The 4,847-nt window shown below is 40.6% G+C and carries 6 protein-coding genes; 2 read left to right on the forward strand and 4 right to left on the reverse strand.

The features are described from left to right. Positions 1–163 precede the first annotated feature (163 nt). Positions 164–265, forward strand: coding sequence for a PEF-CTERM sorting domain-containing protein (locus AB7U21_RS08875; protein WP_428388401.1), 102 nt, complete (start codon positions 164–166; stop codon positions 263–265). A gap of 78 nt (positions 266–343) precedes the next feature. Here the strand turns inward: AB7U21_RS08875 and AB7U21_RS08880 are convergent, their stop codons facing one another. The 4 genes from AB7U21_RS08880 to AB7U21_RS08895 all read right to left on the reverse strand — a co-directional run bounded on the left by AB7U21_RS08880 (position 344) and on the right by AB7U21_RS08895 (position 3,727). After that, positions 344–862 (reverse strand): NYN domain-containing protein, encoded by a 519-nt coding sequence (locus AB7U21_RS08880; RefSeq protein WP_333788160.1) that lies wholly within the window; start codon positions 860–862, stop codon positions 344–346. Between the two features lie 197 nt (positions 863–1,059). Then, complete coding sequence (gene pncB, locus AB7U21_RS08885; protein WP_428388403.1) at positions 1,060–2,262, reverse strand: nicotinate phosphoribosyltransferase; 1,203 nt, start codon at positions 2,260–2,262, stop codon at positions 1,060–1,062. Positions 2,263–2,754: 492 nt separating this feature from the next. Beyond that, a complete protein-coding gene (locus AB7U21_RS08890; RefSeq protein WP_428388405.1) occupies positions 2,755–2,988 on the reverse strand; it encodes a FeoA family protein in 234 nt (77 codons plus the stop codon). Positions 2,989–3,325: 337 nt separating this feature from the next. Next, positions 3,326–3,727 carry a hypothetical protein gene (locus AB7U21_RS08895; protein ID WP_428388407.1) on the reverse strand — a complete coding sequence of 134 codons (402 nt, stop codon included), beginning with the start codon at positions 3,725–3,727 and terminating at the stop codon, positions 3,326–3,328. A 410-nt stretch (positions 3,728–4,137) separates the two neighbouring features. On the opposite strand from AB7U21_RS08895, the gene AB7U21_RS08900 reads away from it, so the two are divergent. Then, the coding region (locus AB7U21_RS08900) for a thioredoxin domain-containing protein (RefSeq protein ID WP_428388409.1) at positions 4,138–4,847 on the forward strand (710 nt) is incomplete at its 3' end.

A 4,847-nucleotide genomic window follows, 5' to 3' on the forward strand; every position in this document is an offset into this window, starting at 1 on the left:
ACAGAATAAATCCTAGAAATACCATTAATAATATTTTATTCATACAATCCCCCTATTGGCTTTGCACTTTTATTATAGTAATTTAAGGTTTACATTATTTTAAGATTGCTTTGGCTCGTCATAAAGCAACATAGATTGTTCGATCGACAGTGCAGATGCAGGCATGTATAAACAGGGAACTGAGATCCCAGAGTTCCCCACTGTGGTTCTTCCAGTAGCTGTAATACTGAGCCTGGCGTTTGTGTTCATGAGAAAGCAGGAGTAAACGGCTTTGATCTTAATAGTCCTTTGTTTATTCTCTCCTCATTTTTTCATTGGCGCTCTGGAAAAGTGGTCCAAGACATTACTTCTTGAGCAACAGCCTTTCATCTATTGGATAATAAGCCGTAGCAGCTTCAATGAGCTCAGTAGCAGTGTTCTTTGGGAAAGCGTGTACTTCCACACGCACACCCGAAGCTTTGAGATGATTGACAAGTGCAGTGAAATCCCCATCACCGGTGACCAACACGATGGTATCGACCTTACTGGATATGGAAATAGCATCAATGGCGATACCCATGTCCCAATCACCTTTAGTTGAGCCGTCAGGCCTCGATTTTAATTGTTTGGTCTTTACTTCCCATCCGATGTATTCTATTACAGACTTGAAACCAGATTGGTCTATTTCCTTTGTTTCCACAACATAGGCTACAGCCCGGATCAGTTGCCTTTCTCTCACCACAGCACTTAATAGTTTTCCGAAATCTAATTTTGCATAGTAATAGTTCCTAGCTGAATAGAACATATTCTGTACATCTGCAAATACAGCCAATCTTTGACTTGTGAATATATGTTCTTGAATATCCTGATCTCCTGAACCCATTGAATTTACCTCTTTCTTTTAAAATCATTTTAGTTTACTTAAGTCAATATTATATTTTTGATCTAATTGACGTAGAAAAGGAGATTATGTAACCACTTTTACAATATTCTTCCCGATTTCAGCGCAATAACCCTTTCTGAACATCACAACAATTACCTACACAGTTACATGACATAATAGGAAACTGTTATATATTTTTAATCATCCAGTCCTTTCCTGCCAAAGATATAATTAGCCACTCTGAGAGCATCCCTGTCCCCTGTTTCCTTCTCGCACGAATCACTTAGCTTGACCACAGGGATATCATTGATACTATGCATTTTGATCACAATATTAAGAGGAGGAGTTGTCCTAAAAAAATCCTGATTATTGGTCAGGCTTGTGCCAATACCAAAACTACAGTTGATCCTGCCTCCACAATGCTCTTTAAGCCTTATTGCATCTGCAGCATGCAGAGAATCACTGAAAACCAGTGTTTTTTTCATGGGGTCTATTCCCATTGACCTATAATGCCCGATCACCTTATCGGTAAAACCAAATGGATCACCACTGTCATGTCTCACACCATCGTATAGCTTGGAAAGCCTGAGATCGAAATCAGCAAAAAAAGCATCGGTACCGAAGGTATCCGATAGAGCTATCCCCAGGTTGCCTGCATATACCTTTACCCAGTTATCAAATGCAAAATAATTAGCTCTTCGCAAACCCATCAGGGCAGAATTGCCCATTATCCATTCATGTCCGATAGTACCTACAGGTTTTATTCCATATTTTCGTGCAAGATGCACGTTGCTTGTTCCTGTGAAGCATGGCAGACCGCACAAAACCTCTATTACTTTGTCCTGCAATTGGAAGCTCCGCCGTCTGCGAGTTCCAAACTCCGTGAACAGGCAACCATGACCATTGAGTTCTTTACCTATGGAACGGATCTTCTCCGCGTAATGGTCAAGGAGAATATCCTCACCATTGGAGAATGGTTGCTCTTTCCAGCTTTTTTCCACTGTGTTGAAATATAGCTCCGAGATAGTGGCCATGAGCACCACTTCCCAGAGGATGGCACTGTGCCAGGGGCCTTTTATCCTCAGGTCAAGGCCATTATCCTCCGTAAGTCCCACACTTACCTCGGATGGATCAAAACGATAGTTTTTCAGGTATTCCAGGTACATGGGTTTAAAGAAAGGACAGACTGATCTCAGCCAGCTGTACTCTTCTGCGGTCAGCGCGATCTTAGGAAACTGAATATCCAAAAGATTCCTAAACTTCTTTACAAATTCCTCATTGAAACGCTGTCCACCCCTGTTAATAAAACGATATTCGACACATGCCTCGGGAAACAGTTCCAGTACAGCCATCTGCATGCTTAGCTTGTACAGATCATTGTCCAGTATAGATTGAATCACATCTGATCTTCCTGCATATTCCGTGGATATATGCCTGTACTTTATACCTTATGTGCCTGTCGATTATGTGCGGGAAGGTATCCTATGGAGAATACCTGCATGATCTGTTAGCCCTCAGGAGGATTTTGATAAAACTCTTTTTTAATCGATCTATACTGTTTTTTATCAACGCAAGGGCGCTAAGGCGCAAAGAAGCAAATAACAAGCTTTGCGGCCTCGCAACCTTGTGTTAAAAATGATTTGCAGTAGAAAATGAATATGCTCTTAGATCAAAACAAGTACAGAGAGAATTCTAATAGATCAAAGAGGACTTCAATAACACTCCTTTTTTGATCAATTATTTATATGCGCCATATAAAACAAATTTCAAATAACTGATTTTTCGGAAGCCTCTCAGAATAATTCACAAGGAATAGTGAACAGCAAGAAAAATGATATGACAGTTTATTTGAAACTGTCTTAAAATATCTCACAAAAAAGAAAAAGACCGGATCAATTCATAGGTCTCACAAGTATCTTTGAAGCCATGCCTTTACCCAGCGCATATTTGCAGCCGCTTATTTCGACTATTAGGGAACCCATATGATCCCTGGTCACTTTTAATGGGCAGTTCTCAATAAAACCCATAGCTTTCAGGCGGTCTGCAAGTGATCTGCTTGCGTTGATCCCTACAACTTTGGTTTCAGTACCTTCGGAAACCATTGCAAGGGGGATAGGTGGAGCCATAATTCATACCTCTGCGACAATTTTGTTGGTTTTTCTGTCAACTGCGGTTCCTTAAGGCATTCGACATCCTGAATAAGGATCCAAATGCTTTGTCACTATAATCATATTAGCCTTGACTAATATGATTAGACGGTTCTATCTAGGGCGTTTTAGTATATAAGCTTGCCTATGCTACAATGTTTAGGTATAACTAACAATGTGATATAGTTATTATCACAAATATACTCCTTACATGACTTCATAGTATGTCGCCGAAGCGATTTTTAACTTAAATTGAAAACAAAATCGCTGCCTTTTTCTCTCATCCTCGTTTATTTAGATCTCTTGTAAGCCATATTTACTTTCTGATATGGTAGATGGGAACTATAATCAGAAGGATCAGGACCAGTATCATTCCTGCTGATACATACGACCCCTTATTATCACCAGTGCTCACTGCTGTGACATTTGATGTTTCCCTCTGTTCAGGGATAATTGCACCCATTGATATGAGCATAACTGGCTCAGTCTCGACTGGATGAGACACTATATCCTGCTCCAGAACACCCTCTGTTGTAGTTTCGGTTTCTTCTGTGATGTTCTCACCATCAGTGTTATCCGAAGTTTCCTCAGCAGGTTCTGCTGCCTTAACAGATTCAATCTCGCTAGTAAAATTGTCAACGGCATTCTCAGGAGACCAGCAAGCTTGGGAAGCTGTGCTCAAAGTTATCAGGATAAGTAATACAACAACCGTTCGCATAAAGATCATCTTTGCTCCGTCTTTTTTTACCAGAATTGCACAACCTTCTTTACTCTTCTGAAGCTGTCCTTTTTGTTACTAAACAAACAAAATTCAGGTCTACGGATATTTAATATTTATGAATGTATTAAATATGTTAATTACCATAATGATGAGATGACTTAAAAACTGAAAAGAAATAAGAGAATAAAGAAACAAAATATATCGAGAATTTGATCCATTAATTGCTTCTCTAGTTTTCAGGGTCCCATGTGCTGAAATCCATGATCATGGCAGATAATGGCCATAAGTTAAGAAAACCTCTTTTCACAGCTATTTGTGTACGGTAAACAGAATAAACGAGAAGTAACAAATAGGTTCTTAGCTAAAGGAACATTTTGATATTTTTCAATAAAGTGGGAGTAAGACCAATGAGTGATACGGCAGACAACAAAGATCAGGACTATGATATTGAATCCAAAACACCCAATTTTCTCATAAATGAAAAAAGTCCTTACCTGCTTCAGCATGCATACAATCCTGTGCAATGGTACCCCTGGGGTGAGGCAGCTTTCGAACGATCAAGAGCTGAAAACAAGCCAATCTTCCTTTCCATTGGATACTCCACATGTCACTGGTGCCATGTCATGGAGAAAGAATCCTTTGAAGATCCTGAGGTTGCCAGGCTCATGAATACAACATTTATCTGCATCAAGGTAGATCGCGAAGAGAGACCGGACATAGACAGCGTCTACATGGCTGTCTGCCAGGCCATTGCAGGAAGAGGAGGATGGCCGCTTACAATATTGATGACACCTGACAAGGAACCGTTCTTTGCAGCTACGTATATCCCAAAGAGAAGCAGGTTCGGAAATCCCGGAATGCTTGACCTCATACCCCACATAGCGAAGGTATGGACGCAACAGCAGGGGGAAATACTGCAAACCGCCAGAGAACTGAAAGCTGCTCTGTCACCTGAAATGGTACAGGTTTCTGCTAAAAGTCCAGGTACCAAACTGAACGAAAAGACCCTGCACAGTGGTTACTCACAGTTAATTTCCGCTTTCGACTGGCAGGCAGGAGGATTTGGCCGGGCTCCAAAATTCCCGTCTCCACATAACCTTACATTTCTCTTCAGATA

Origin of the sequence: Methanomethylovorans sp. (genome assembly GCF_050177135.1) — an archaeon.
Classification (GTDB): domain Archaea; phylum Halobacteriota; class Methanosarcinia; order Methanosarcinales; family Methanosarcinaceae; genus Methanomethylovorans.

Coding starts and splice junctions, on each gene's coding strand:
- AB7U21_RS08875 (WP_428388401.1), top strand. CDS start 164: ATGTATAAACAGGGAACTGAGATCCCAGAGTTCCCCACTGTGGTTCTT.
- AB7U21_RS08890 (WP_428388405.1), bottom strand. CDS start 2,988: ATGGCTCCACCTATCCCCCTTGCAATGGTTTCCGAAGGTACTGAAACC.
- AB7U21_RS08895 (WP_428388407.1), bottom strand. CDS start 3,727: ATGCGAACGGTTGTTGTATTACTTATCCTGATAACTTTGAGCACAGCT.
- AB7U21_RS08880 (WP_333788160.1), bottom strand. CDS start 862: ATGGGTTCAGGAGATCAGGATATTCAAGAACATATATTCACAAGTCAA.